Raw genomic sequence first — 25,110 nt, 5'->3', positions numbered from 1 at the left:
TTTTAAATAGTAATATGCAATACATAGTACTATTTTATAAAAAAAATATTTACTAGTGAATAATTAAATTATTCAGATAGAGGAGTGTATTGTGAGAAATAGATGTTTAGTTATCTCTTTGTTATGATATCATTGATGATCATATCTGCATGGATACGGGAGTTTTCGATAAACCACAAGTGAGTATCTAAACCGCCGCAAACTACACCGGCAAGGTAAAGACCCGGCAGGTTGGTTTCCATAGTCTCGGGGTTGTATTGCGGGATGAATTTATCGTCAGACAATACGATGCCCAGCTTCCTGAGAAAATCGAAGTTTGGTTGATAACCTGTCATGGCCATTACATAGTCATTGGGGATGGTTACCAGCCCATCCGGGGTTTGTATGTCTACTTCATATTGGCGGATGGCGTGTAGATTGGAGTTAAAATAGGCTTTAATGCTGCCTTCTTTAATGCGGTTGATAATATCGGGCCGTACCCAGTATTTTACCCGGTTGCTTACTTCGCTTCCACGAATTACCAGGGTAACTTCGGCACCTTTACGATAGGTTTCTAATGCTACATCGATAGCCGAGTTACTGGAACCAACCACCACTACTTTTTGTAAGGTATAAAAATGCGGATCCTGGTAATAGTGTTTTACTTTGGGCAAATCCTCGCCGGGAATATCCAGGTTAACGGCGATATCATAAAAGCCGGTGGAAAGAATCACCCTTTTGGCCTGATAGGTAGCTTTACTGGTGGTTATAGTATAAGTTCCATTCTGCGGGGTAACATTGGTTACCTCTTCAAAAAGGTTGATGGGTAGGTGGTTAGAAAGCGCTACACGGCGATAATACTCCAACGCATCATTACGGGTGGGTTTATTATGTACGGTTACAAAAGGTACCCCGCCAATCTCCAGTTTTTCTGAAGTAGAAAAGAAGGTCATTGTTGATGGGTAATTGTACAGCGAATTAACCAGGCAGCCCTTTTCAATAATAACAAAACTTAAACCGGCTTTTTGAGCAGCCAAACCACAAGCCAAACCAATTGGGCCGCCACCTATAATGAGTATATCAAGCATGTTGCGAAGATAGGCAGTTTAGAAAGAAGTAATATCGAATAATGAATTTTGAATGCTGAATATCGAGGTGATTTTACTTAAAAAACACAGACTCCAGTGAAGTGTGGTGCGGTGATAACACCAACCACGGGCTAAATGTGGTGCGGTGATAACACCGACCACAGGCTAAACACCGACCACCGGCTAGTGATTTTACTCAAAAAATACAGACTCCAGTGAATGTGGTGCGGTGATAACACCGACCACAGGCTAAATTCGATATTCAGCATCTGATATTCTACATTCACCAATCAACTAGCGTCCTGCTGCCTTATCGTCATGAAGAGTCATTACCGTACTGGTTACCATGGCTACCACTTTGTCTTCTTCGTTTTTTACCTCACACTTGTAATGCGTAATAGTTTTGCCGCTTTGTAAAGGAGTAGCAATGGCTCTTAACTTTGATTCCCATACCGGCCTGTAAAAGTTAATTTTCAATTCAATAGAGGTAAAGGATTGCCCTTCTTTCATCAGTGTAGAATGTGCCGTACCGATGGCTGCATCCGCCAGTTCGCAGATTAATCCACCGTGAACGGTACCCTGCTGATTACCATGGATCAGTGCATCGGCATCAATTTCAACGGTGGCAGTTCCGTGATCTATTGCGGCTATTCTGATGGCTAAAGTTTGAGATATGGCTGTGGGATATCTCATATGGGTTTCCATATCCGGGGTAAGTGTGCCAGCTAACTGGCGTTGAAGGTATTCTAAAACGGAGATCTTAGGCATGATGTTTTTGTATTGATTTGCAAAACTAAATACAATACTGCTCAATTAAAATATACAGATTGTAAGTATTTAGCCATAACAGATAAAGAAGAGGTGGTGCCTAATGCTGAATAATGAAGTGGGTACGGTTATTCTGTTTTAATTAAATCCTATGGCATAGTAGGATGATAATATTGATCGTAGACTAAATATTTCACTTCGACTGGTGCCGGGTTAGAATTCAAACTTTCATTTTTTAATCTGTCAATTGCTGTAACGAGATAAATATATTTACCTGGCCTTGTAATTGTATTATCGACAAATGTGGTGGCATCTTCAAATGAAATATTGATGATATTGCGTGGATTATCAATCTGTATTTTTTCTCCGTCATTAAAGCGATAAATAACATATCCATAGGCCAAATCATTATCCTTTGCCTTTGTGGGCGCTGTCCAGCTTATTTGGATGGATTTGTTGGCCAATTGTTTGGCAATTACATTCTGAGGGGGATTGGGAGGAATACTGTCTAACCAAAGCATTACTGGCGGCAAAGCGGGACGGTTGTAGAAATTATTTTTCAAAGAATCTTTCAGTCCCGCTAAATTGTCTATTAAGGACTTCGCTCTAAAGAAAACGCTTCCTTGCACCCGCGCATTCCCACGAACATACCTGATCTCATCTGAAAGTTCACTGCGATTACGAAACCCTTGTACGTTTTCCTGTGCCCGATAAGCTGCCTGCCCAATATAAAGATGCCTGCCATAAGTATTATTGCTCCACCATTCCAATAGTTTTTCAAAAGGCACTAAGCGATGCTTTATGGGCCAGTAAAGCTGCGGATTAATATAATCTATCCATCCATTCTTTAACCATTTCCGGGTGTCTGCATATAATTCATAATAGGATGAGCCCCCATTTGTAAGAGAACCATCGGCGTCCTGCTGTTTATTTTTCCAAACACCAAAAGGACTTATACCAAATTTTATATAAGATTTGCAAGCATGTATACTGTCAGTTAAATCACGGATTAAAACGTCCACATTTTGTCTTCGCCAATCTTTGATATTTAAACTATCAGGATTATATAATTTGTAAGCTGCCAAATCCGGTAAAGGCTTACCGTGAACCTCATTAGGATAAAAATAATCGTCAAAGTGCACGCCATCAATATCATAATTTCTAACAACGTTCATAATAACACTTGTAATATATTGCCTGACTTGTGGGAGGCCGGGGTTAAATATTTTTTGTCCGGCGTAATTGAAAAACCATTCGGGTTTTTGATTGCTGATGTGCTTGTCATTAAAATGAGATGCTATTAAATCCAAGGATGCCCGGTAGGGGTTAAACCAGGCATGTAATTCCATCCCTCTTTTATGTGCCTCAGAAATAACAAAAGTTAAAGGATCATAATAAGGGTCGGGCGGTAAGCCTTGTTTTCCGGTTAAATATCGACTCCATAATTCGGGTCCGTTGCCATAAAAAGCATCGGCTGTGGGCCTAACCTGGAACATAACCGCATTTATTCCTGATGAATGCAGGCTATCTAAAATAGTCAATAACTCTTGCTTTTGTATTGTAGAAGATAATCCGGGTTTTGAAGGCCAGTCTAAATTAGATACGGTGCATAGCCACGCTCCTCTAAACTCTCGTTTGGGTGTGATTAACAGTTGAGCGTTTGTTTTATGATCAATAGTGAAAAGGAACGTTATACAAAGGAAAATTATTGATTTTTTTAACATGCACTAAATGAGTAGATTTTAAGCTATTGTTACCAGATAAAAAGGTATGCCTAAAGGTACACATTTTCCAGACAGCCAACGTTTGCACAATTGAGTTGGATGCATCTTACATAAAAGATATGCTCCCCTGGCCTGTTTGGGATAACATGGCTTTTGATGTTCTTCTTTATGTTTAATGCAAGAAATTGGAGGCTTTCCAAAAATTGGGGCATAAAAAAGGGTAAGCTACTTTTATCGCGCCGCTCAACTCTCTACCCTTGCTGTGTTCCCACCCTGGGGGAGTTCAAGAGGAGCTGGCCGTAAAAGACTTACCCCGGCGCAAATATAGAAAAAGGTTTGTTTATGGTTAATAAATTGTTAAAAAAGATAATTGATTATGATTTAGGTAATTAGCCCTCATTGTAGTGCCAATTGATACAAATAAAGGTTAAGCCGCCAGCGGATTTTTACCAAAAGGGATCGTTTTATGCACTTTATAGCGGTCGTTTTTGTTATCTATTTCCTTTTCCAGTATGGTTAAGCAATCCGCTAAAAAGGTGTCCCGGTATTCCATTTCCTGAAAATATGGCCATAGTTTGTTAAATGAGGCTACCGGTATATTGCGGGCTATGGTGAGGTGTGGTGTAATTCTCCTGGTTTTCATTCTTAAGGCTCCTTTAACCTGGTTAAACCAGTCCTCGGTGGTTTTATCCAGATCTACCCTGGCATATATGGTTCTGGAATTGGGGCCATGTTTAAAAAAGTCGAAGCCATTGATGCGAAGTTTATGTTGGGGTATGGTTTTAACTTTAAAACTAATCATTTCATAAAAAGGAGTAAGGAGCAAAGGTTTGAGCGTAAGCTGATGCACCTCGTCCCTGAAGGATTCAATAGTAATATGTGCCCGCGCATACATCCCCGGAAATTTTCCGATGCGTTTAACACATTCCTGTTTAAACGAGCCAACTTTTTTATCCACGTGCTCCGGCGGAGAAATAACGGTAAGATAATCTTTGTTGTTCATGGTGGTTGGTTTAAAATAGGTTTATCTGATCCTGGATCTGATTATCTGCAGCGGCTTGTTTGTGAAGGATAGCCTCCGCAGTATTAGCCATTGTCTGCTTGTTCTTAAATTCAAAAACCTTAAAAGGCTGCCATTGCGGCTCATGGGCAAATGTTTCCCGTTTAAGCATAATGAGTTCATTGACCCAAAATGGTTCCACCAGTTTTTTATGGCGGAAGTTTGGCCATAGACGTTCAAAATCGGGCCCGGCAACATCGCGGGTAACAGTGATGTGAGGAATGATGGTTTTACGAATTTTAAGTAGCCTTTTTAGCTGTGTAAACCACTCATCAACAGCAGGTGTAACCCGGATATGAGCGTAGATGGTCATCCGGTTATGCAGGTGTTGGAAAAACTTAAACCCATCTACATGTAATAAAGCAGGAGGCAGCTCATTCAAGCCTTTCTCTATCTTGTTCAGATTGGTTTCTTCCATAAAGGGTTTTTGCCGCTCCAGGTGATGAACAGAAATATGTGCCGGTGAATCCATGCTTTTATAATTGCCAATTAATTTAGCCGAGGCTCTTTTATATCGGGAGATTTCCTGCTTAATAGCTTCGGGAGGCGAAAGCAGAAATAAATAGTCTTCGTACATATACATAGCGGCTGGTTTTGATTGAACAAAAATGCTAATATTTTTAGTAAAATACTAAATTTATTTTCATATTTGTGCATGGATGTTAAGCGGCATATTGTTCATATCGACCTTGATTCCTTCTTTGTATCGGTTGAGCGCAAGTTTGACCCCAGCCTGATAGGTAAGGCGGTAATCATTGGCGGCTCGGTTGACAGGGGAGTGGTATCCTCATGCAGCTATGAGGCGCGCGCCTATGGTGTACATTCTGCCATGCCTACCCGGCAAGCCGTAAAACTTTGTCCGCATGCCATAGTGTTACATGGTAGCCATGGTCGTTATTCCGAGGCCTCCCGCGAGGTTACCCAAATCATCCATGACTCGGTACCCCTTTATCAAAAAACATCTGTTGATGAGTTTTATATTGATTTGACAGGTATGGAACGGTTTTATGATTGTTACCAGATAGCCAGCAACCTGCGCCAAAAGGTGATCCGTGAAACTGGTCTGCCTATTTCCTTTGGTATGGCATCGGGCAAAACTGTAGCAAAAATGGCCACCAATCAGGCTAAACCTAATGGGCAGCTATATATTAAGCATGGCGAGGAACTGGCGTTTTTAGCGCCATTACCTATTGGTAAAATACCTGGTTTGGGCGAAAGTACCTGCCAGAAAATGTATCAATATGGTATTGAAAAGATCGGCGATTTGCAACGAACCAATATTCGTTTCCTGGAGGCTGTTTTTGGCAAGGCCGGTACATATCTATGGGAAAAAGCCCACGGTATTGATCAAAGTGAGATTATTCCCCATAGCGACCGTAAATCGATATCTACTGAGCATACTTTTGGCAGCAATGTGAATGATCCGCGTACCTTAGAAAATATACTGGTATCTATGACCGAAGAACTATCTGGTAAGCTACGACGGGAGAATAAATTATCCTCTTGTATGGCTATCAAGATCCGCTATGCTAATTTTGAAACCCATACCCAGCAGCAAAAAATACCGCTTACGGCGGCCGAGCATATCCTGATCCCTGGCGTTAAAAATCTGCTCAAAAAAGCCTGGAACCAACACCGGCACGTCAGGCTGATAGGTGTGAGACTGAGTGATCTCTGTACCGGCAGTTACCAGATCAATTTATTTGAGGATAACGAAGAGCAGATCAGGCTTTACCAGGCTATGGACAGGATCAACTTCAAATTTGGCGATAAAACTATTTGCCGCGCCGCCGGCATGGAAATAGGTACGCGCAATTTTAATCCGTTTATGAAAGGTTGAAATGAAACCATCTTTTTTACTGTTGGTCAAAGCGGCAATACCATTGGTCAAACTATTTTTATGAAGTGATGTGTGGTAGCTTCTTTTGAATAAAAAAGAAAACATGATGGAAACCACACAACGTCAAACCTACCTCGATTGGTTAAGGATAATATCCATTGTCGGGGTATTATTTTTTCATTCGGCTATGCCCTTTGTTTCTGAAGATGACTGGCATATTAAAAACCAGCAAACCAGCAACCTGCTGATGGAATCGAACCATTTTTTGCACCTTTTCCGGATGCCGCTGCTTTTTTTCATTTCGGGTACAGTAAGTTTTTACATGATGCAGCGGCGTTCTACTTTAAGTTTCATCGGTTTGCGTTTCCGCAGGCTTTTTATTCCCCTTTTGGTAGGCATGTTCATCATTGTTCCGCCGCAGATATTTATAGAAAGATTGGTGCATGGCTACAAAGGCTACTTTTGGGACTGGTATCCAAGTGTATTTAATTTTGTACCCTATCCAAAGGGTGGTAGTTTTAGCTGGCACCACTTGTGGTTTATTGCTTACCTGTTTATTTATGACCTCATATTTGCACCAGTATTTGCCTGGCTTATCTCACCCAAAAGTGATGGATTGAAGCAGAAACTGGCTGTCTTAGCCGAAGGGAAATGGATTTATTTGCTGATGCTGCCCGGCATCGTTTGGTTCACTTTTACTAGTTGGGATTATCCCGAAACCAATGACCTGATACATGATGGCAGTTATTTTGTTTACTGGTTGCTATTTCTGTTGGTTGGTTTTATCTGCATCCTTCAGCCAAAACTGATGGATAGTTTAGAGCGTAACCGCCGCTTCGCGTTAACCATCGGTTTCCTGAGCCTGATGACGTGGGAAGTGATGAGGTGGAATAAAATAGAACCCGATCATGTTGCATGGCCCTTTCATCATATATTATTTTCGTATGCCTTTACAGCGTTGAGGCCAACTATTGCCTGGGGATGGGTGTTGGCACTGGTAGGCTATGGCAAACATTACCTGAACCGGAAACATGTTGTACTAAACTACCTAAACCAGGCGGTTTATCCGTTCTATATTTTGCACCAAACGGTTATTGTACTGATAGTTTATTACATTGTGCAGGTTCAAAATGAAAGCATTTTATCCAAATACATTTATACTGTTGGTATAACCTTTTTTGTAACCGTGTTAACTTACCATTTACTGATACGGCCTTATGCTTTAATGCGCTTTTTATTTGGGATGAAACCAAAGGATAAACCAAAACCTGTGATAGAGGCTCCTACAGAAGAAATACAACCTACTGTAATACTTTCTACCTGAAATATATAACTTAACGGTATGAATTTTTTCAGAAAATACATTTTCCCAGCCTTGTATGGTCTGCTGGTATACTTTACTATCAGATTGCTCCACGATATCGACGTTGGCCAACATTTTTGGGAGAGATATTTTTACATAAACGCTGTTGAAATTACGTGCTCAATAATAGTAGGTTATATTGCTATACACCTGTTCAGCCGGCTTTTTAGGTATTATGATAAACACTGGCCGGCACAGTTATCCTATCAGGACGTGGTGCGAGAACTTACCATATTAGTAGGTGCAAACCTGATATTGGTAAACGTAATATTTGTCCCAATGAATATATCCTTGCGTAATGATATAATTTCCTGGGCTGATATTGTCGACATTAATATGATACCCACTTTGTACGCTATTGTTTATTACGGCATAGCACGTAGCAGAACCTGGCTAAAGGCTTATGTAAATAATAAGATGCAACTGGAAAAACTAACCAATGATCACCTGGAAACTGAGCTGAAGTTTCTAAAGGCGCAGTATCATCCACATTTTTTATTCAATGCGCTGAATACTATTTATTTTCAGATGGATGAAGATGTAGCGGGTGCTAAAAAAAGCACAGAATTGCTTTCAAGTCTGTTACGGTACCAGCTTTATGACCAACAGCAACAGGTGCCCATAAAACAGGAGCTGGAATACCTGCAGGATTATATCCAGCTACAAAGGATAAGGGCCAGTCAGAAAATGCGTTTGAATGTATTTTTTGATGAAGAGCTTACCGATCAGCAGGTGTATCCTTTACTTTTGCTTCCGCTGGTGGAGAATGCTTTTAAGTATGTTGGCGGCGATTATAAAATTGATATTTCAGCCTTTATCAGCGAAAAAGGAATGTTATTTAAAGTATATAATGATGTGCCGGCAAAGATGAAAATGAAAGATAATTACAGCGGCATTGGTCACGAAAATTTAAAAAGGCGTTTAGAGTTGCTTTACCCGAATAAGCACCGTTTGATAGCCGGTGGCGAAGCAGATAGTTATATTGCACAACTAGAATTAGAATTTTAGAACATGAGCCAGATCAGTTGTATTATTACCGATGATGAACCCTTTGCCCGGAAAGGTTTAGAGGGCTATGTGAAAAAGGCAGGCTTTTTTGACCTTAAGGCACAATGCGAAGATGCCATGGAACTGGGCGCCGTGCTGGCTCAGCAACCGGTGGATCTTTTGTTTTTGGATATACAAATGCCACATATCACCGGTGTTGATTTTATTAAGTCCTTATCCGATCCTCCAAAGGTGATCTTCACTACAGCCTTTAAAGAGTATGCCACGGATGGATTTGATCTGGATGTGCTGGATTATTTGCTCAAGCCTATACCATTTGAGCGATTTATGAAAGCCGCTTTTAAAGCTAAAGATTACTTTGAATTGCGTAACAGCAATATTAAAGAAGCAGATTACCTGTTTGTAAAAAGCGAAGGGAAACTGGAAAAAGTAGTGTTTAGCGATGTGTTATATATTAAAGGGATGGAGAACTATGTGGAGATCCATTTTCCCGGCCGCAGAATTATTACCCATAGTACATTAAAAGCGTTGCTGGAGAAACTACCCCAGCAAGGTTTTTTACAAACTCATAAATCGTTTATAGTAGCTACTCAAAAAATCACGGCTATTGAGGGTAATATGTTGCATATCAATCATCATCAGGTACCTATCAGCAGGCAATTGAGGGAGCAGGTAATGTTTTTGTTAGTTAATCAAAGATAAGGCTATAGTTCTTTCTTCATTAACAGGTCGGTTTGCTTGTCGTTCCCTAACATAAAAGGGTGACTACCAAATACTTTGAAGCCATGCTTTTCATAAAAACTTAAGGCTTTATGATTGTGTTCCCAAACCCCCAGCCAAACATATTTAAAACCACTGTCTTGTGCTGTTTTAAAAGCAAAGTCTAGCAATTGGTGACCTATCTTTTTACCATGATATTCAGCCGAAACATAAATACGTTCTACTTCCAGTGTATTACTATCCTGAATGTCGGTTTGTGCTGCACCTATATTTATTTTGATATACCCGGTAATGATCCCGTTAAGCATAGCAAAATAAAAGTGCGAATCCGGATTGTTTAATTCAGCCTGTACCCGCGGCAGTGTAAATGCGTTGGCTGCATAAGCCTCCATGTTTTCTGGCGTATTGAGATGCGCAAAGGAATCAAAAAATGTTTTTCTGCTGAAGGCCAAAAGCATATCGGCATCAGCAATTTTAGCTTTTGTTATAATGATATTATTATCCGTCATCAATTTAATATAAGGCTTAATCAAATTGTTCTTTCAGGCGTACCAGGCGATCAATCATTAAATTAAGCTTTTCTTCTTCATTTTTAAACATACGCGGTTTTAAATAAAAAGTGGTAAATAAAAACCAGATAATGATAGAACCGTAAGTGATGAGTTTAAAAAGGAGGGAGGAGGTTGATAATACTTCGGCAAAGTAGAGGGCGAGGCCGGCGCTGATGAGTAGTATGTAAATGTAATAGAACCAGCCGATAATTTTTGTTCTTGTTTTTTGGTATGCCTTCAAACTGTCCAGGTATTCTGAGGGGTTTTGGGTGGCATCGCGCTTACTTAAAATATGGTAATGCCTTACTACAAGCGACAGGTACATCAGCATAGTGACCAGCACTATTAATATACCTACGGTAGTTATCCACGATTTAAAGGCCAGGAAAAACGTAACAATAAACGCAAATGCTGCTATGGCCACCATGGCCACAATTGTCCAGTATAACTTGGTAGTTATGCTTCGAATTCCCTTCTTTACCTGTTTCAGCACATCATCCACTGAAAGTTGATCTGGTTTTGGCTGTCCCTGCCAAACCGACATCAGATGATCAAAGTCTTTCATACTGGTTAAATAATTCTGTTAATTTTTGTTTTATACGATAAATCTTCACTCTCAGGTTTCCTTCTGATATACCCGAAATATCTGCTATTTCGGGGTATGGCACTTCATCAAGTACCATGGTTATTATAATTCTTTCCGACTCCTCCAGCTTTGAAATACATTTGTACAGCAAAGCTACCTGCTCGTTTTTATCCGATAGTTCTTCTCTTTTGGTTTCGGCTATCTGAGGGGTTAGCTCATCCTTAGCCTGTCTTTTTTCTGATCGTAAATAGGTTAAACAAGTGTTTACAGCAATGCGGTATATCCAGGTTGAAATCATAGCCTGGTTGCGAAACTTCTCTAAATTTTGCCAAACTTTTAAAAAAGTTTCCTGTAGCAGGTCGTTCGCAGCGTCATCATCGCCGGTGTAACCATAACATAAATGGAATATCTTTTTAGAATTAGCTTCATATATCTGCTTGAAGGCTGCTTCTTTATTGGCCACGCGTTAATAGATTTTTATTGTTAGATTAATGTAAAGGCTATATGTTACAACTGATAATCATTCTTTTTAAACCAAATCAGTTTTTTTTCGGCATCATCGAGCAGGGTATTATAACTGTCGAGGTAATCAAATTGCAGGTCTTCATGTAATTTTCCTATCAATCCACGCACCTTTTCAACCTGCCGGGTCAATATGAATCTGATAGGTTTGTAGGTAGTTCGCCTGTCGGCATATTCCAGGTAGTTAACACAAAAATTCAACAGTAATTCAATCTCCACTTCTTTTGAACCCGCGAACTTGGTGTACTTGCTCAGCAGTCTTAAAATTTTACGCATACCTTTTGCGGCATGATAGCTCAGTGCGGATAGCTGACTGAACATAAATCCCGCTTCGCCCTTTATTTTTTCAACAAAAGCAGCTTCGTCATGGGCTTCAAATAACAGGTAAGCCAATAACTCCTTATTCTCCTTTTTATAACGTGCCAAACGAAGCAAAAGCTCTGTTAATTGCTCATGCGACAGGTGCTGAGTTTCTTTTTTTATATGCTGTAAACCGTAAGTGGTAATACTCATGTTCATGTTGGTTAAGTATCAAGTAGCTAGTATCAAGTATCAAGATATAACACAGAATGATTTTTATCTTAGATATAGGTGTCTTATAATCAAAGTCTTGATACTTGATACTAGCTACTTGATACTGGTAAAACTATTAATTTTTGTAGTTTAGCGCCCTGCAAAAAGTTATATGCCAAAAAACAACCTGACTCTCTACATTTTTATCGCCCTGGTACTAGGTGTAATAACCGGTTACATTTATAATGTAAGCGTAATTAATGCCATCAACGTAAAAATTAATACGGCTGATGCTAATATTAAAGCTATTAACACCAAATTGGCTTTATTAAATGATACTACTGCTACCGAGCACATCACACTGCAAGCGCAAAAAGTACAACAAATAAAGATCAGTAAAGATAACAATTCTATTCGCGAGGATAAACTGGAAGGCTTTTCTATTTTAAGCGAAATATTTTTAAGACTGATCAAAATGATCGTGGCCCCATTGGTTTTTACCACATTGGTGGTTGGGGTTGCCAAAGTAGGTGATATTAAAGCCGTTGGACGTATAGGTGGTAAAACCATGCTTTGGTTTTTAAGTGCTACCTTGGTTTCTTTGCTGTTGGGAATGCTGTTGGTTAACTTGTTTCAACCCGGTAAAGCTATGCACTTGCCATTGCCCGACAGTCATTTAAGCACTGGTATCAAGAAAACGGCACTGTCTTTTGTTGACTTTGTGGGCCACGTTTTTCCTAAAAGCATTTTTGAGGCGATGGCCAATAATGAGATCTTGCAAATCGTGGTTTTCGCCATGTTTTTTGGTGTGGCTACCGCTGCTATTGGGGAGCAAGGCAAGATAGTGATTAAAGCTATGGATGCTTTCGCTCATGTGATCTTAAAAATTACAGGTTATGTGATGAAAGCAGCTCCTTTAGCTGTTTTTGGAGCCATTACTGCAGTAATAGCCAAGCAGGGGCTGGGAGTATTATCAACCTATGGTATTTTTATAAGTGAGTTTTATTTTTCATTGGTGATGCTTTGGCTGGTCATTATTATGGTTGGCTTCATCGTATTAAAGAAACCAGTGTTTAAATTAATTGGTCGTATAAAAGATGCTATGCTGATAGCATTCAGTACATCAACCAGTGAGGCCGCTTATCCTAAAGTATTACTGGAGTTGGAGAATTTTGGCTGCAGCAACAAAATTGTAAGTTTTGTATTGCCGCTGGGTTACTCATTTAACCTGGATGGCTCTATGATGTACATGACCTTTGCTTCCTTGTTCCTGGCGCAATCATATGATATTCATTTGTCTTTCGGTCATCAGTTATCCATGCTGTTGGTGCTTATGTTGACCAGTAAGGGTGTTGCCGGTGTTCCAAGAGCGTCGCTGGTAGTAATTGCCGCTACCTTATCTATGTTCAATATCCCAGAAGCAGGTTTGTTTTTATTAATCGGTATAGATCCATTATTAGACATGGGCCGGTCGGCAACCAATGTTTTGGGTAATGCCATGGCAGCTGCTGTTGTAAGTAAATGGGAAGGAGAGCTGGATAGCTAATTATTGAATTAGTGGGTTAGTGAATTAGTGATTTAAGTAGAATTTTAGTTATTAATTGATTAAGTAACTAGTGGAAGATAATAGCAAAACAGCATTTGCAGAGATGTTTAGACAGCGAACCAAAAAGTTTGTTGTAGATAATATTAAATTTTTTAGAACTTTGCCGCCGACGGAGGAGGCTAAAATTATTGGTAGGCAATTGCTAAGGTCATCTTCATCCGTTGGAGCTAACTATCGGGCTGCTTGTAGAGCACGATCACAAGCTGAGTTTCATGCTAAACTTTCCATTGTTGTAGAAGAAGCAGATGAGGCTTTGTTTTGGATGGAGGTTCTGATAGATGCAGGAGTAGTAACAGAATCAAGTTTATCGATATTGGCAGATGAAGCAAGCCAAATTCTTAAAATAGCTTCAGCGTCAAGAAAAACAGTATCAAAAAATAATGATGCTCAATAATTCACTAACTCAGTAATTCACTAACTCACTAATTAATTCCATGTCTGATCGTTCCAAGAAAATATTTTTCGCGCTTACTATTATAGTGCCCTTTTTAGCATACTGCTTTTATTATTATGGCATGATGATCAAGAATGCGCCTTACCGCTTCTCTGATTTTGATTCCATGACCATACAATTCGGGCCTGTGGATAGCCTGATCAATAAATATGATTCCAAAACAGGTGATTATCAATATGTAAATAAACAAGACTCCCTGGTAAAAATGCACCTGCGTTTAACCAGCGATGATCTGCTTTATTTACACCATAAGGCTGCCGATCTGGGTTTCTGGGATTTTCCGGTAAAAGAATTGGCGGATAGTACTAAAGGTAAAAACAAGTCGATACGCTATATTATTGAATTTAAGTACAAGAAAAAAAGCAAGCGGGTAGTGTATGATAGTGGTTACGTAGGGGACATCCGATTGATTGATGCCAATAAAACCCTGATCAAGGAAATAGAGCAGAGTTTATATACTGCTGAAGAAAGATTAAAGAAATAAAATAGATGGTGTTGTTTATTTAATAATTAATCCCTATATTTGCACCTCGAATTTTAAAACAATAATTAACAAACATGTACGCAATAGTAAGTATAGCCGGACAGCAATTCAAAGTTGCAAAAGACCAGCAGATCTTTGTACACAGATTACAAGGCGATGAGGGCGCTAGTATTGAATTTGACAGTGTATTGTTAGCAGAAAACGAAGGTAAATTCAAATTAGGTTCTGATTTGAAAGGTGCTAAAGTATCTGCTAAGATCGTGTCTCATTTAAAAGGTGATAAAGTAATTATCTTCAAAAAGAAAAGAAGAAAAGGTTACAAAAAGAAAAACGGTCACCGTCAGCAATTTACCAAGATCGAGATCACTGGTATTACATTATAATTAAAGTTTAAACCTGGGATTGCTTGTCGATTCCATAAAAATATTAAGAAATGGCACACAAAAAAGGGGCCGGTAGTTCCAGAAACGGCCGTGAGTCGCATAGCAAACGTTTAGGTATCAAAATTTTCGGTGGTCAGCCAGCAATTGCGGGTAATATCATCGTACGTCAGCGTGGTACCCAACACAATCCTGGTGTTAACGTAGGTATTGGTAAAGATCATACTTTATTCGCTTTAGCTGATGGACACGTAGTGTTCAGAAAAAAAGCTGATAACCGTTCATACGTTTCTGTAGTTCCGGTTGCAGCAGCACCTGTAGCTGAGGTTGCAGCTCCTGCACCAAAAGCAAAAGCAGAAAAAAAAGCAGTTGAAGCACCAGTAGCCGAAGTTGAAGCTACAGAAGCAGCTCCAAAGGCAAAAAAGGCAGCAGCTCCAAAAGCAAAAAAAGCTGATACAGAAGCAACTGAAGAAGCAGCAGCTGAGTAATTAGCTAAGCTAAACAGATATTAAAAAGCCCTGGTCAATTTGACCGGGGCTTTTTTTATCCTATTATGAGCTGCCTGAACTTACACAGACTTGACATCGTTGCGGGTCAAATCTTTTATTTTTATCACTCAACATTTTTAAATGAAAAATAAAAAGGGATTTGAGATTCCGGCGGTACCTGCTGTACTATTATCTATTATAAGTGTTCAAGGTGGTGCGGCAATTGCCAAAGGTATCTTTCCGGTATTAGGTGCTGCTTCAACTTCTGCATTAAGAATCGTTTTTTCTGCCATTATACTGGTTGTTTTTAATCGCCCTAACCTAAAAAATCTAACCAATGCGCAATGGAAAGCCGTAACCTGGTATGGTTTAACGTTAGGGGCCATGAATATTGTTTTTTATATGGCTATTGCCCGCATACCTTTGGCCTTGGGGGTCGCCCTGGAGTTTATTGGGCCATTGGTTCTCGCCTTGACAGGGTCTAAACGCCTCATAGACTTTTTATGGGTGATTCTGGCGGCGGCAGGGATAGCCTTGATAGCACCATGGAGCAATAACGGGTTAGATATTGTTGGTGTTCTGCTGGCTTTACTCGCTGGTGTATTGTGGGCGGGTTACATTGTGCTGGGTGGACGTATCTCAAAAATAATGGATGGGGGTAAAGCTGTGAGTATCGGTATGATTTTCGCTTCTGTGGTGGTATTGCCGGTGGCTATAGGCAGTGGATTATTAGTCCATTTTAAACCGGGTATGTTGTTGTCTGGTATTTTACTGGCCTTGTTTTCAAGTGCAATACCTTTTACATTAGAAATGAGTGCTTTACGTAGGATTCCAGCAAAAACATTCAGTATCTTACTGAGCCTGGAGCCCGCTGTTGCTGCGCTTTCCGGTCTTGTTTTTCTTCATGAGTACCTCTCTTTGAATGAGTGGATAGCAGTAGTACTGATCGTTATAGCGAGCGCGGGTGCTACGATGAAGGCCAAGAATCCTGTGCCGGAATCATAATAATAATCCTGTTTCAGTCACAGATTTATAGCTTATGACTGAAACCAGGTTTTTGATTTAGATAATTCAATACTCTCTCACCAACAAACTATCGGCAAACTGACGCAGGTATTGGCGGCGTTCTTCGGGTAGGTTTATGTCGTCTAATGCTTTAAATGCTTTATCGGCATAAGTGTGCATGGCTTCTTCGGCATATTTCCTTATTTGAAGTTCATTGTAAATGCCTGTAACGGCGCTTACCTTCTCTGGAACATCAAATAGTTGCAGCGTGAGCCAGTTGTCAAGCTCCTGCGCCTGGTGGCCTTTAGCCAGTTCTAGTGCTTTAATGAGCAGATATGTTTTTTTGTTGGATATGATATCGCCCCCAACTTGTTTCCCAAATTTGTCAGGATCGCCATAAACATCTAAGATATCGTCCTGCAGTTGAAACGCGATGCCCAGGTTCACGCCAAAATCATAGAGTAACTGCGCATCGGTTAGTGTTGCCCCGCCTATAATGGCACCAATTTTAAGCGTACCACCTAATAATACAGCCGTTTTAAGGCGTATCATGTTCAGGTATTCTTCGATGATTACGTTGCCGCGTTGCTCAAAGCTCATATCAATCTGCTGTCCCTCACATACACCGGTAGCGGTTTCGTTAAAAACATCCATTACTTTGCGTAAAATGGCATCCGGAACCCGCATCATTAGTTTGTTCGATTCTACCATCATGGCATCGCCCGAGAGGATAGCCACATTAGCGTTCCACTTTTCGTGTACGGTTACCTGGCCGCGACGTAAGGGGGCATTGTCCATGATATCATCATGCATCAGGGTGAAGTTATGGAAAACCTCAATGGCCAGAGCCGGTTGCACCGCACTTTCTACATCGCCTCCAAAAAGGTCACAGGCCATCAATAAAAGCGCTGGCCTGAGGCGTTTACCACCAAGCGTAAGTATATAACTTATAGGTTCATATAAGTCTGCAGGTTGTTGAGGGAAAGCAAGTTTGTCAATAGCCTCGTTTATTAATGCCTGCAGATCAGTAAGTTGTTTCATTCTTTATTGGTTCATTGGTTCAGTAGTTCATTAGTTCATTGGTGTTTTATAGCGGATAGGTATTGAACAAACCACTAATGAACCAGTGACCTAATGAGCTAATAAACTAATCTTGTACTAATGAAAAGTCAATTTGTTTTTTGGTAAGATCTACGTTTTTCACCCTGATCTGTACCTCGTCGCCAAGCTGGTATATTTTCTTTTTACGCTGACCGATGATGGCGTAATTTTTCTCATCCAAAGTATAAAAATCGTCAGATATATCGCGTAAACGGATCATACCCTCACATTTATTTTCGATGATCTCCACATACATACCCCACTCGGTAACACCCGATATAATACCGGTAAACATATTGCCCACCTGGTCTTTCAGGTATTCGGCCTGTTTGTATTTTATGGAGGCGCGTTCAGCGTCGGCAGCTTTTTTCTCCATTTGTGAGCTATGCGAACATAGTTTCTCATAATGTTCGGCATTGGCCGATTGACCACCGTTCAAATAATGAAACAAAAGCCGGTGCACCATCACGTCTGGATAGCGACGGATGGGAGAGGTAAAGTGCGTATAATGATCAAACGCCAGTCCATAATGGCTACTGGTTTTAGTGGTATATATAGCCTTAGCCATCGACCGGATAGCCAATTGAGTAAGCACGTTCTGCTCTTTTTTACCTTCCACATCTTCCATCAGAAAGTTGAGCGATTTGGCCGTTTCCTTGTCTGATTTTGTATTTACTTTATAGCCAAAACGTGCTGCAAATTGCGCGAAATTCGCCAGCGCATCAGGTTTTGGAGAATCGTGTGCACGGTATACAAAAGTGTATTTGTGTTTGCCTTTACCCATTTTGCTTACATGTTCGGCTACTTTACGGTTAGCCAAAAGCATGAAATCTTCAATAAGTTTGTGGGCATCTTTTCGTTCTTTTACATAAACGCCGGTTGGTTTACCATGTTCATCCAGCTTAAATTTAATCTCGGTAGCCTCAAAACTAATGGCCCCATTTTTAAATTTGCGCTCACGGAGTTTATATGCTAAGGCATTGAGTTTTAAAATTTCATCTACAAACTCGCCGGCTTTATTTTCGATCACTTCCTGTACTTCCTCGTAAGTAAAGCGCCTGTCGGAGTAGATCACAGTTTTGCCGTACCATTCATTAATAACGTAGGCGTTTTCATCGAGTTCAAACACTGCCGAAAAGCATAGCTTTTCTTCTTTGGGTCGTAAAGAACACAATCCGTTTGATAAACGTTCGGGGAGCATAGGTATTACCCTGTCAACCAGGTAAACTGAAGTTGCGCGTTCCAGAGCCTCTTTATCTAAAGCAGAGTCAGGTGCAATGTAGTGTGATACATCCGCGATGTGCACACCTACTTCATAATTACCATTGTCTAATTGTTTGAATGATAGCGCGTCATCAAAATCCTTGGCATCAAAAGGGTCGATAGTAAACGTAGTGATGTTTCTAAAATCGCGTCTTTTAGCTATTTCATGCTCCGAGATAACACCAGATATAGCCTCAGCTTCATGTTCTACCTCGGCAGGGAATGAGAGTGGGAACCCATACTCGGCAAGTATGGCATTCATTTCCGTATCGTTTTCGCCCTGGGCGCCTAGTACATGTTTGATGCGACCGATAGGGTTTTTGGCTTCGGTTGGCCAATCCGTAATCTCGGCGACAGCTTTTATCCCGTTCTTAGCGCCATTCAATTCGCTGATAGGGATAAAGATATCATGCATCATTTTACGATCATCAGGAATAAAGAACGCGAAGCGCTCCGATAGTTTTACCACACCGGTAAACTCCATTTTAGCCCTTTGGATGATTTCAATAACCTCGCCTTCTTTGTGTTTTCCCTTGCTCTTGGCGTATACGTATACCTTAACGCGATCGCCGTTTAAGGCATTGCGTAGTTTACGGGGAGCAACGAAGATGTCACTTTCAAATTCGTCATCCGTAACAATAAATGCCGAACCATCATTAGTAAGATCAACTTTACCCTCAACAAATGTTTTTAATTCCAGTAGTTGAAATTTACCGGGTGAAAGTTCTTTTAATACTGATTTTTTGGCCTCGTCTTTTAATATATCGAATATAATTTCCCGGGCTTCCGGGTCACGAACGTTTAGTTTAGCAGAAACTTGTTTATAGTTTAACGGTGTATTACCGTTTTGTTCAAATATATCAAGCACCATTTGAGTTAGCACCTGAACTATAGAAGAATTGTTTTTCTTTTTAGACATACATAAGTATTTGGTCAAAGATACGGAATTTGGACATTAGCAGATGGGAGAGTTTTCTGCGAGCAAAGATTTAGGGAGCTAGGAGTAAGGATTTTTTCTTTGTTCTTTCTGTCCTTGTTCTTTGCTCCCCAAATCCTTACTCAAAAACATTATCCTTGAGGAATGGATGCTATCAGCCGTTTGGTATAATCCTGTTGCGGGCGATAATAAATATCATCAGGATAGCCGGTTTCAACAATTTCGCCTTTGTTCATAACCACCATACGATCGGATATATGCTTTATAACAGCCAGGTCATGCGAGATGAAGATGTAGGTAAGCTTAAACTCCTGCTGCAACTCGCGGATGAGATTCAATACTTGGGCCTGTACAGATACGTCGAGCGCGGAGACCGATTCGTCACAAATAATGAATTTGGGTTGCAGGGCCAACGCACGGGCTATAACAATGCGCTGCCTTTGCCCGCCCGAAAACTCATGCGGGTAGCGGTTAAAATGCTCCGGCAAAAGATTTACCCGTTGCAGCAGTTCCAGCACTTTTTGCTTACGCTGGGTATCGTTGCTATAAAACTGGTGCACTTGCAAGGGCTCCATTAAGGATTGCCCAACGGTTAACCGTGGATTTAACGAAGAATAAGGATCCTGGAAAATGATCTGGATATCCCGGCGAATCTCACGGAGTGCATCTTTTTTTAAACTGCCCAGGTCTGTGCCTTCAAAACTTACAGTGCCATGGGTGGGTTCAATAAGCCGCAAAATAGTACGGCCCAGAGTGGTTTTACCGCAGCCCGATTCGCCTACCAGACCTAATGTTTCACCGGGATAAACCTCCAGGCTTACGTTATTTACTGCCTTTACTACATGGCCCGATGGACCTAATAAGCCCGGATTAATAGGAAACCAAGTAGAGAGTTTGTCAATTTTTAATAGAGGCTGTTGCTGATAAAGCTCCTTTTTACGATCAGTAATTTCTTTTTCACTATAGCTATATTTTGCACGGATGCTTTCGATAGTGGCCGATTGAGTATCCGGGGAACCTCCGGCATCAAAAAAGTCGGCGATGACGGGCAGTTTCTTTAAATGCTGATCAGGAGATGGTCTGCAGGCCAATAAGCCTTTGGTGTAAGCATGTTGCGGATTGTTGAATAGATCGGTTACTGTAGCTTCTTCAACTATCTGTCCTTTGTACATCACCAAAACGCGGTCTGCAATTTCCCTTATCACACCCAAATCATGTGAGATGAATATCAGGCTCCTGCAGCGTGTACTTTTCAGGTTTAACAATAGCTCGATAATGGCTTTTTGAACGGTCACGTCAAGCGCTGTGGTTGGTTCATCTGCTATTAATATTTCAGGGTTACAGGACAAGGCCATCGCTATCATTACCCTTTGTTTTTGTCCGCCGGATATTTGATGCGGGTAGCTGTCGAATATGGCTTCGGGACGAGGCAATTGTACCTCGTTAAATAACTCTATGGTTTTTTGTTTAGCCTCGGCATTGCTCAGTCCCAAATGAAGCTTAATGGCCTCTGTAAGCTGAAAGCCGCAAGTAAGCACCGGATTGAGCGAAGTCATAGGTTCCTGAAAAATCATAGCCATACGGTTGCCACGAATGTGGCGCATATCAGCTTCGGGCAGGTCGAACAAACGGGTATCATTTAATAATACCTCACCGTTAACTACAGTTTGATCGGCATTCAACAAACGCATCAGTGCGAGTGATGTTACCGATTTTCCTGAACCGGATTCGCCTACAATACCAATAGTTTCACCCTTTTTTAAACTGAATGATATGTTTTTTACCGCTTTGAATAAGCCATTAGCTGTTTTAAAACTAATAGAGAGATCGTTTACCTGTAACATTTATTGACCTATTAGGGTAATCAATTCATCTTTTATCAATTCTTCGCCCCGATAGCGTCTTAATAGTTGTGCTGTAGCTATTACATCTTTTTGGCAATAAGTGCATATACGATCAAGCTGGTTCAGATTCCAATAAACATCGCCAACCATACTACCATCAATATCGTCTTTTGGGGTTGGGATATCAAAAATTGCGGTAAGCAGATTTAGAGAAGTGTAGTTTTTATAATCCCCAAATTTCCAAAGTTCCATGGTATCAATATGTACAATTTCCCATGGCTTTTTCCCGGCTAATTGTAACTGATGCGGAAACGGCAGCCCATTGATCAACAATCTACGACAGATGTAAGGGAAATCGAATTCTTTACCATTATGCGCGCATAGAACCAAGTTTGACGGTTGGCTAAATAATAATGTTGAAAACCGGGTGAGCAGATCTTTTTCATCGTGGCCGGCAAATGATTTTATTCTTAAACCAATATCTTTGCCGCCGGTAAATATGCCAACAGATATACAAATGATCTTGCCAAACTCAGCCCAGATCCCAGCATTGGTGTAATAATTCTCAGCGCTTTCATCCTTACGAATGTTTTGACTCTTGCGTTCCCATAATTTTTGAAGATGTTCTGGCACCTGATCATGTGAACTGTATTGGGGCACAGTTTCAATATCAATTACCATTAAATTATGCAGATCATACTGTTCAAGCATTGCTATTAAAATTGATCTGCCAATATAATAAATGTTTGTACTTGTATTTTGCTTAAATAGGGTGTTTTAGTCTATAGGAATGTAATTTTACTACAACTACTTTTTAGTCTTATTGAGTTGAAAGCCAATAGAGATTTGAACAGAACCCGGATTTGTGTTGTAACTACCCAAATCGGATGTTACCAGATAGCCTTTGAAACTTTTATTATAAGTAGCTTCTAACATCCAACGTTGATACTGTAGGCTAATACCTCCTGAAAAGCCTAAATTAATTTTCTGCTCATACCGGGTGGCGTTTATTTTGTCAGTTACCGTATTGTAATATCCCAATGTATCTTTTTTGGCTTTTGATGTTTGATAATTGCTGGTGCCATTAATTTGTTTCACCGGTATTTGGATAACCGGTCCACCTTTAACGTGAATGTTAGGCGTAATATGGTAAACAAGATGCAAGGGTATATTTACAAAATAAGCTTTTCGTGAATCATTTATACTCAACGTTTGATTGGTATCTATTTTACTTTCGTTGTGGTGGGTATACGACCCATTAAAGCGCAATGGATTTAGGCCTTTTACTTGTATACCGATAGCCAGTTTATCATTGAAATTGTAAGTGCCATATAGGCCAGCATACATATCAACCGGCAGGCTTCCATAAAAATTACTGTTTTGGGCTTTAGGGGTAAAGCTATTGGATGCATTTACACCAAGTAGGATCCCATAATCAATATTTGACGGGATTGAAATGTTGATCTTGTTATTTACGGATCTTGTCTTTGGATTTTTATCCTTTATCCGTGTACTTAACGCATTTATCTTTTTATGATCTTTTGTGATCAGATCTACAACACTATTATTTTGCGTATTGCCGCCTTTTGTTGCTAATATATTATTTGCGGTATACGAATTAAAAAAACTGTTACGATCATAAAAAACACTATCTGAATTATTGATCAGGTGTTGTGTTATATAACTGTTTGAGGCTAATAGGAGTGTCTTATTGTTGTTTAGATCAGTTGGATTAATACCCTGGGTATAAAAGGAAGCGGCTGGTACACTCATTTTAGTTTTATTTGACTGCTTATGATTGACTGTTTGTCCGGTGGTGGTGCCAGAGAACGCATGAATGCCATTTACTAAGAAAGCTCTCTTGTTATTATTATTCATAACGAGGGTAGCATTACGATTATTTTGAGTGGTATTTGATGACGATGTTATATAAGGCTTGCTTGATGAAACAGGTGAATCTAATTTTCTGGTGTTTGTTAGTTCATTTTTATTATCAGCAGTATCAGATAGTCCTTTAATTGCAGAAGTACTATCATTTTTAAACAGTACGGTATCTGTTTTATTTAAAGAATCTGAGCTGAGTTTTTGCAAGCTGTCTTTATGGGTGATTACTTCCTGCTTTTTATGTTTTTTTGGCTGATCTATGTGTTTTGGTTTGATGATATACACATAAGCTAAAACACAAATCAATACTGCTGCCGGTAGGGTAACGGATATGATCGACCATGTTTTTGACGCTTTTATAGCTTTAGTTATTTTCGAAGCTGCATTATGTTTTACTGTAGGATTAGGCAGATGAGCATCCAAAAGAGCTTGCATAGCCAGCCAGTCCTGTTGGGGTTCATCACTCACAGGCAACTCATTTCTCTTTTTCTGCCAAAGATTAAGGTAGTTCAATGAATTTTTCATTTTGCTTTTTCACTCCTTTCTTTGGACTTGTTGCTATCTGTTGCCAACGCTTCCAGCAGTTCTCTTAACTTTCTTTTTGCTTCGGCTAAATGCCAGCGCGACGTCCCTTCGCTAATGTTTAACTGTTCGCTTATTTCCTTGTGTGTAAAACCATCGAGTACAGATAAGTTAAAGACGGTTTGAGTAGCAAAGGGTAGGGTCCTGATATTTTTTAGAATATCCTCAAAATACAATTTCTCTAATGCAGACGGGCTGATAAGGTAATCATCTGAGTCCCGCTCGTCGAGACTTTTAACATTAAATTTTAGTTCTTTACGACATAGATCAATGGCCGTATAGATCATAATCTTCCTGATCCATCCGCCTAATTCACCTTTTTCGATATCAAAATTTTTTATGGATTGGAAAGCTTTAAGAAATCCTGTATTAAAAGCTTCCTTGGCAAGCTCTTTATCAGGCAAATAGCTATAGCACACCCGCAGCATATCGGCATGAAAAAGCTTGTACAAAGCTTCCTGGGCCGTGCGGTTGTTGTTAATGCAGCCTTTTACCAGCTTTTCAGCCTGTTTTTTAGAAAGATTCATTCAAGAAATTCACACAGTAGGTGCTTTTAACAGGCTCTTCGTAAGTAGTAGCTTAAACGTTGGGTAAAAATGAAAATATTTTTTTATTTTTTTTAATATTTGATTTTTAGTGAGAGATCATCTGCAGTGAGCAGATTGATCTCTCTTGTTTTAGGATTTAAATTAACGGTTTAAAATCTTTGGCGATATGACTACTCCTGAGGTATAGGTCCAATTAAAAGTAATGTTTGCTGATGAGACTGTAATACTGCCAGTGTACGTAGTGTTATTTAAGATAACTTTAAGCGGATAATTACCATTAGCAAGATTTACATGTCTGATTAAAACAGGGCTTGCTACCATAGGTATTTTAGCGCCCACTGGACAAACACCAGGTTCTCTCACATTAAAAAAATCAATACTGAAGTTTTTGTTGTAGTCAATAATAGCTTGATACTGTAATGTGCCCTGAGCACAATATAAGTTAGTAGTATGGGCGTTAAAGCTGATAGATACGCTGTCGCCAACTGCACTGGGTGAAAATCCCGGTGCTAAGGTAATCTGATCACCAGTAAGCGGAACCAGGGCTACTGTATCAGCAGGGTTACCACCATTGTTGGCTGCATTAGCTTTGCTGATCGTTGATTTTTTGTCGACAGCAACTGGATTCTCGGCCTTTTTGCACGCTGTGATAATACAAACTGATAATAGAAAGGCCACAAGGACATAGGTTAAGTTTTTCATTTTTTTGATTGATTAAGTAATTTATCTTTATTGCATCATCGTACTCACAACCTTAAACGTTGGGTAATATCCATGATTTTTAAAGATTTTTCCAGATCAGCCAAAAAAAG

Annotated in this window: 26 protein-coding genes and 1 other RNA gene; 10 read left to right on the top strand and 17 right to left on the bottom strand. The window is 40.0% G+C overall.

Translation table 11 applies throughout. From position 1 onward, the window contains the following. Window positions 1-110: 110 nt before the first annotated feature. The 6 genes from G7092_RS05295 to G7092_RS05270 all read right to left on the bottom strand — a co-directional run bounded on the left by G7092_RS05295 (window position 111) and on the right by G7092_RS05270 (window position 5,202). Window positions 111-1,067, bottom strand: coding sequence for a YpdA family putative bacillithiol disulfide reductase (locus G7092_RS05295; RefSeq protein ID WP_166086920.1), 957 nt, complete (start codon window positions 1,065-1,067; stop codon window positions 111-113). A 294-nt stretch (window positions 1,068-1,361) separates the two neighbouring features. Continuing rightward, a complete protein-coding gene (locus G7092_RS05290; RefSeq protein WP_166086918.1) occupies window positions 1,362-1,835 on the bottom strand; it encodes a PaaI family thioesterase in 474 nt (157 codons plus the stop codon). A 149-nt stretch (window positions 1,836-1,984) separates the two neighbouring features. Beyond that, complete coding sequence (locus G7092_RS05285) at window positions 1,985-3,559, bottom strand: glycoside hydrolase family 10-like protein (protein WP_166086916.1); 1,575 nt, start codon at window positions 3,557-3,559, stop codon at window positions 1,985-1,987. Between the two features lie 215 nt (window positions 3,560-3,774). Then, an RNA gene (ffs, locus tag G7092_RS05280) (signal recognition particle sRNA small type) lies at window positions 3,775-3,873 on the bottom strand. A 113-nt stretch (window positions 3,874-3,986) separates the two neighbouring features. Next, complete coding sequence (locus tag G7092_RS05275) at window positions 3,987-4,562, bottom strand: 2'-5' RNA ligase family protein (protein ID WP_076373355.1); 576 nt, start codon at window positions 4,560-4,562, stop codon at window positions 3,987-3,989. A gap of 10 nt (window positions 4,563-4,572) precedes the next feature. Then, entirely contained in the window at window positions 4,573-5,202 is a 630-nt protein-coding gene (locus G7092_RS05270) for a 2'-5' RNA ligase family protein (RefSeq protein WP_166086914.1), read from the bottom strand. Window positions 5,203-5,274: 72 nt separating this feature from the next. On the opposite strand from G7092_RS05270, the gene dinB reads away from it, so the two are divergent. The 4 genes from dinB (at window position 5,275) to G7092_RS05250 (ending at window position 9,532) form a co-directional block, all read left to right on the top strand. Beyond that, window positions 5,275-6,459, top strand: coding sequence for a DNA polymerase IV (gene dinB / locus G7092_RS05265; protein WP_166086911.1), 1,185 nt, complete (start codon window positions 5,275-5,277; stop codon window positions 6,457-6,459). A 103-nt stretch (window positions 6,460-6,562) separates the two neighbouring features. Next, a complete protein-coding gene (locus G7092_RS05260) occupies window positions 6,563-7,783 on the top strand; it encodes an acyltransferase family protein (RefSeq protein WP_166086908.1) in 1,221 nt (406 codons plus the stop codon). A gap of 18 nt (window positions 7,784-7,801) precedes the next feature. Beyond that, complete coding sequence (locus G7092_RS05255; RefSeq protein WP_166086906.1) at window positions 7,802-8,830, top strand: sensor histidine kinase; 1,029 nt, start codon at window positions 7,802-7,804, stop codon at window positions 8,828-8,830. Between the two features lie 3 nt (window positions 8,831-8,833). Further along, the gene (locus tag G7092_RS05250) at window positions 8,834-9,532 is read left to right on the top strand and encodes a LytR/AlgR family response regulator transcription factor (RefSeq protein WP_166086904.1); all 699 of its coding nucleotides are present in this window, start codon (window positions 8,834-8,836) and stop codon (window positions 9,530-9,532) included. A gap of 2 nt (window positions 9,533-9,534) precedes the next feature. Here G7092_RS05250 and G7092_RS05245 read toward each other — a convergent pair whose 3' ends face one another. The 4 genes from G7092_RS05245 to G7092_RS05230 are packed head-to-tail and all read right to left on the bottom strand — an operon-like array spanning window position 9,535 to window position 11,722. After that, window positions 9,535-10,059, bottom strand: coding sequence for a GNAT family N-acetyltransferase (locus tag G7092_RS05245; RefSeq protein ID WP_166086902.1), 525 nt, complete (start codon window positions 10,057-10,059; stop codon window positions 9,535-9,537). Window positions 10,060-10,075: 16 nt separating this feature from the next. After that, complete coding sequence (locus G7092_RS05240) at window positions 10,076-10,666, bottom strand: hypothetical protein (RefSeq protein ID WP_076373348.1); 591 nt, start codon at window positions 10,664-10,666, stop codon at window positions 10,076-10,078. Further along, window positions 10,653-11,150, bottom strand: coding sequence for an RNA polymerase sigma factor (locus tag G7092_RS05235; protein ID WP_166086900.1), 498 nt, complete (start codon window positions 11,148-11,150; stop codon window positions 10,653-10,655). The genes G7092_RS05240 and G7092_RS05235 overlap by 14 nt, the downstream gene beginning before the upstream one ends. Before the next feature lie 44 nt (window positions 11,151-11,194). Continuing rightward, on the bottom strand, window positions 11,195-11,722 hold the full coding sequence (locus tag G7092_RS05230) for a hypothetical protein (RefSeq protein WP_166086898.1): 528 nt from the start codon (window positions 11,720-11,722) through the stop codon (window positions 11,195-11,197). A gap of 172 nt (window positions 11,723-11,894) precedes the next feature. Here G7092_RS05230 and G7092_RS05225 point away from each other — a divergent pair, with 172 nt between their 5' ends. The 6 genes from G7092_RS05225 (at window position 11,895) to G7092_RS05200 (ending at window position 16,139) form a co-directional block, all read left to right on the top strand. Further along, window positions 11,895-13,268, top strand: a complete 1,374-nt coding sequence (locus G7092_RS05225; protein WP_166086896.1) for a dicarboxylate/amino acid:cation symporter — start codon at window positions 11,895-11,897, stop codon at window positions 13,266-13,268. Between the two features lie 70 nt (window positions 13,269-13,338). After that, complete coding sequence (locus tag G7092_RS05220) at window positions 13,339-13,722, top strand: four helix bundle protein (RefSeq protein ID WP_317169985.1); 384 nt, start codon at window positions 13,339-13,341, stop codon at window positions 13,720-13,722. Window positions 13,723-13,762: 40 nt separating this feature from the next. Then, window positions 13,763-14,266: a hypothetical protein gene (locus G7092_RS05215; protein ID WP_166086894.1), complete on the top strand. Its 504-nt coding sequence runs from the start codon at window positions 13,763-13,765 to the stop codon at window positions 14,264-14,266. 74 nt (window positions 14,267-14,340) lie between these two features. After that, window positions 14,341-14,649, top strand: coding sequence for a 50S ribosomal protein L21 (gene rplU, locus G7092_RS05210; RefSeq protein WP_090467954.1), 309 nt, complete (start codon window positions 14,341-14,343; stop codon window positions 14,647-14,649). A gap of 50 nt (window positions 14,650-14,699) precedes the next feature. Beyond that, window positions 14,700-15,134, top strand: a complete 435-nt coding sequence (rpmA, locus tag G7092_RS05205; RefSeq protein WP_166086892.1) for a 50S ribosomal protein L27 — start codon at window positions 14,700-14,702, stop codon at window positions 15,132-15,134. Between the two features lie 141 nt (window positions 15,135-15,275). Continuing rightward, window positions 15,276-16,139, top strand: a complete 864-nt coding sequence (locus tag G7092_RS05200) for an EamA family transporter (protein ID WP_166086890.1) — start codon at window positions 15,276-15,278, stop codon at window positions 16,137-16,139. 66 nt (window positions 16,140-16,205) lie between these two features. Here G7092_RS05200 and G7092_RS05195 read toward each other — a convergent pair whose 3' ends face one another. The 7 genes from G7092_RS05195 to G7092_RS05165 all read right to left on the bottom strand — a co-directional run bounded on the left by G7092_RS05195 (window position 16,206) and on the right by G7092_RS05165 (window position 25,000). Continuing rightward, the gene (locus G7092_RS05195; RefSeq protein WP_166086888.1) at window positions 16,206-17,180 is read right to left on the bottom strand and encodes a polyprenyl synthetase family protein; all 975 of its coding nucleotides are present in this window, start codon (window positions 17,178-17,180) and stop codon (window positions 16,206-16,208) included. A 106-nt stretch (window positions 17,181-17,286) separates the two neighbouring features. Beyond that, window positions 17,287-19,422 carry a ribonuclease R gene (gene rnr / locus G7092_RS05190; RefSeq protein ID WP_166086886.1) on the bottom strand — a complete coding sequence of 712 codons (2,136 nt, stop codon included), beginning with the start codon at window positions 19,420-19,422 and terminating at the stop codon, window positions 17,287-17,289. Between the two features lie 149 nt (window positions 19,423-19,571). Next, on the bottom strand, window positions 19,572-21,284 hold the full coding sequence (locus G7092_RS05185; RefSeq protein ID WP_166086884.1) for an ABC transporter ATP-binding protein: 1,713 nt from the start codon (window positions 21,282-21,284) through the stop codon (window positions 19,572-19,574). Then, complete coding sequence (locus G7092_RS05180; RefSeq protein ID WP_166086882.1) at window positions 21,285-21,995, bottom strand: 3'-5' exonuclease; 711 nt, start codon at window positions 21,993-21,995, stop codon at window positions 21,285-21,287. A gap of 96 nt (window positions 21,996-22,091) precedes the next feature. Further along, entirely contained in the window at window positions 22,092-23,693 is a 1,602-nt protein-coding gene (locus G7092_RS05175; RefSeq protein WP_166086880.1) for a porin family protein, read from the bottom strand. Further along, entirely contained in the window at window positions 23,690-24,277 is a 588-nt protein-coding gene (locus tag G7092_RS05170; RefSeq protein ID WP_166086878.1) for an RNA polymerase sigma factor, read from the bottom strand. Before G7092_RS05170 ends, G7092_RS05175 begins: the two co-directional genes overlap by 4 nt. A gap of 162 nt (window positions 24,278-24,439) precedes the next feature. After that, complete coding sequence (locus G7092_RS05165; protein WP_166086876.1) at window positions 24,440-25,000, bottom strand: hypothetical protein; 561 nt, start codon at window positions 24,998-25,000, stop codon at window positions 24,440-24,442. Between the last annotated feature and the right edge of the window lie 110 nt (window positions 25,001-25,110).

The sequence above is a fragment of the Mucilaginibacter inviolabilis genome (assembly GCF_011089895.1).
Lineage (GTDB): Bacteria > Bacteroidota > Bacteroidia > Sphingobacteriales > Sphingobacteriaceae > Mucilaginibacter > Mucilaginibacter inviolabilis.
This window is presented reverse-complemented; position numbering and strand designations above follow the sequence as displayed.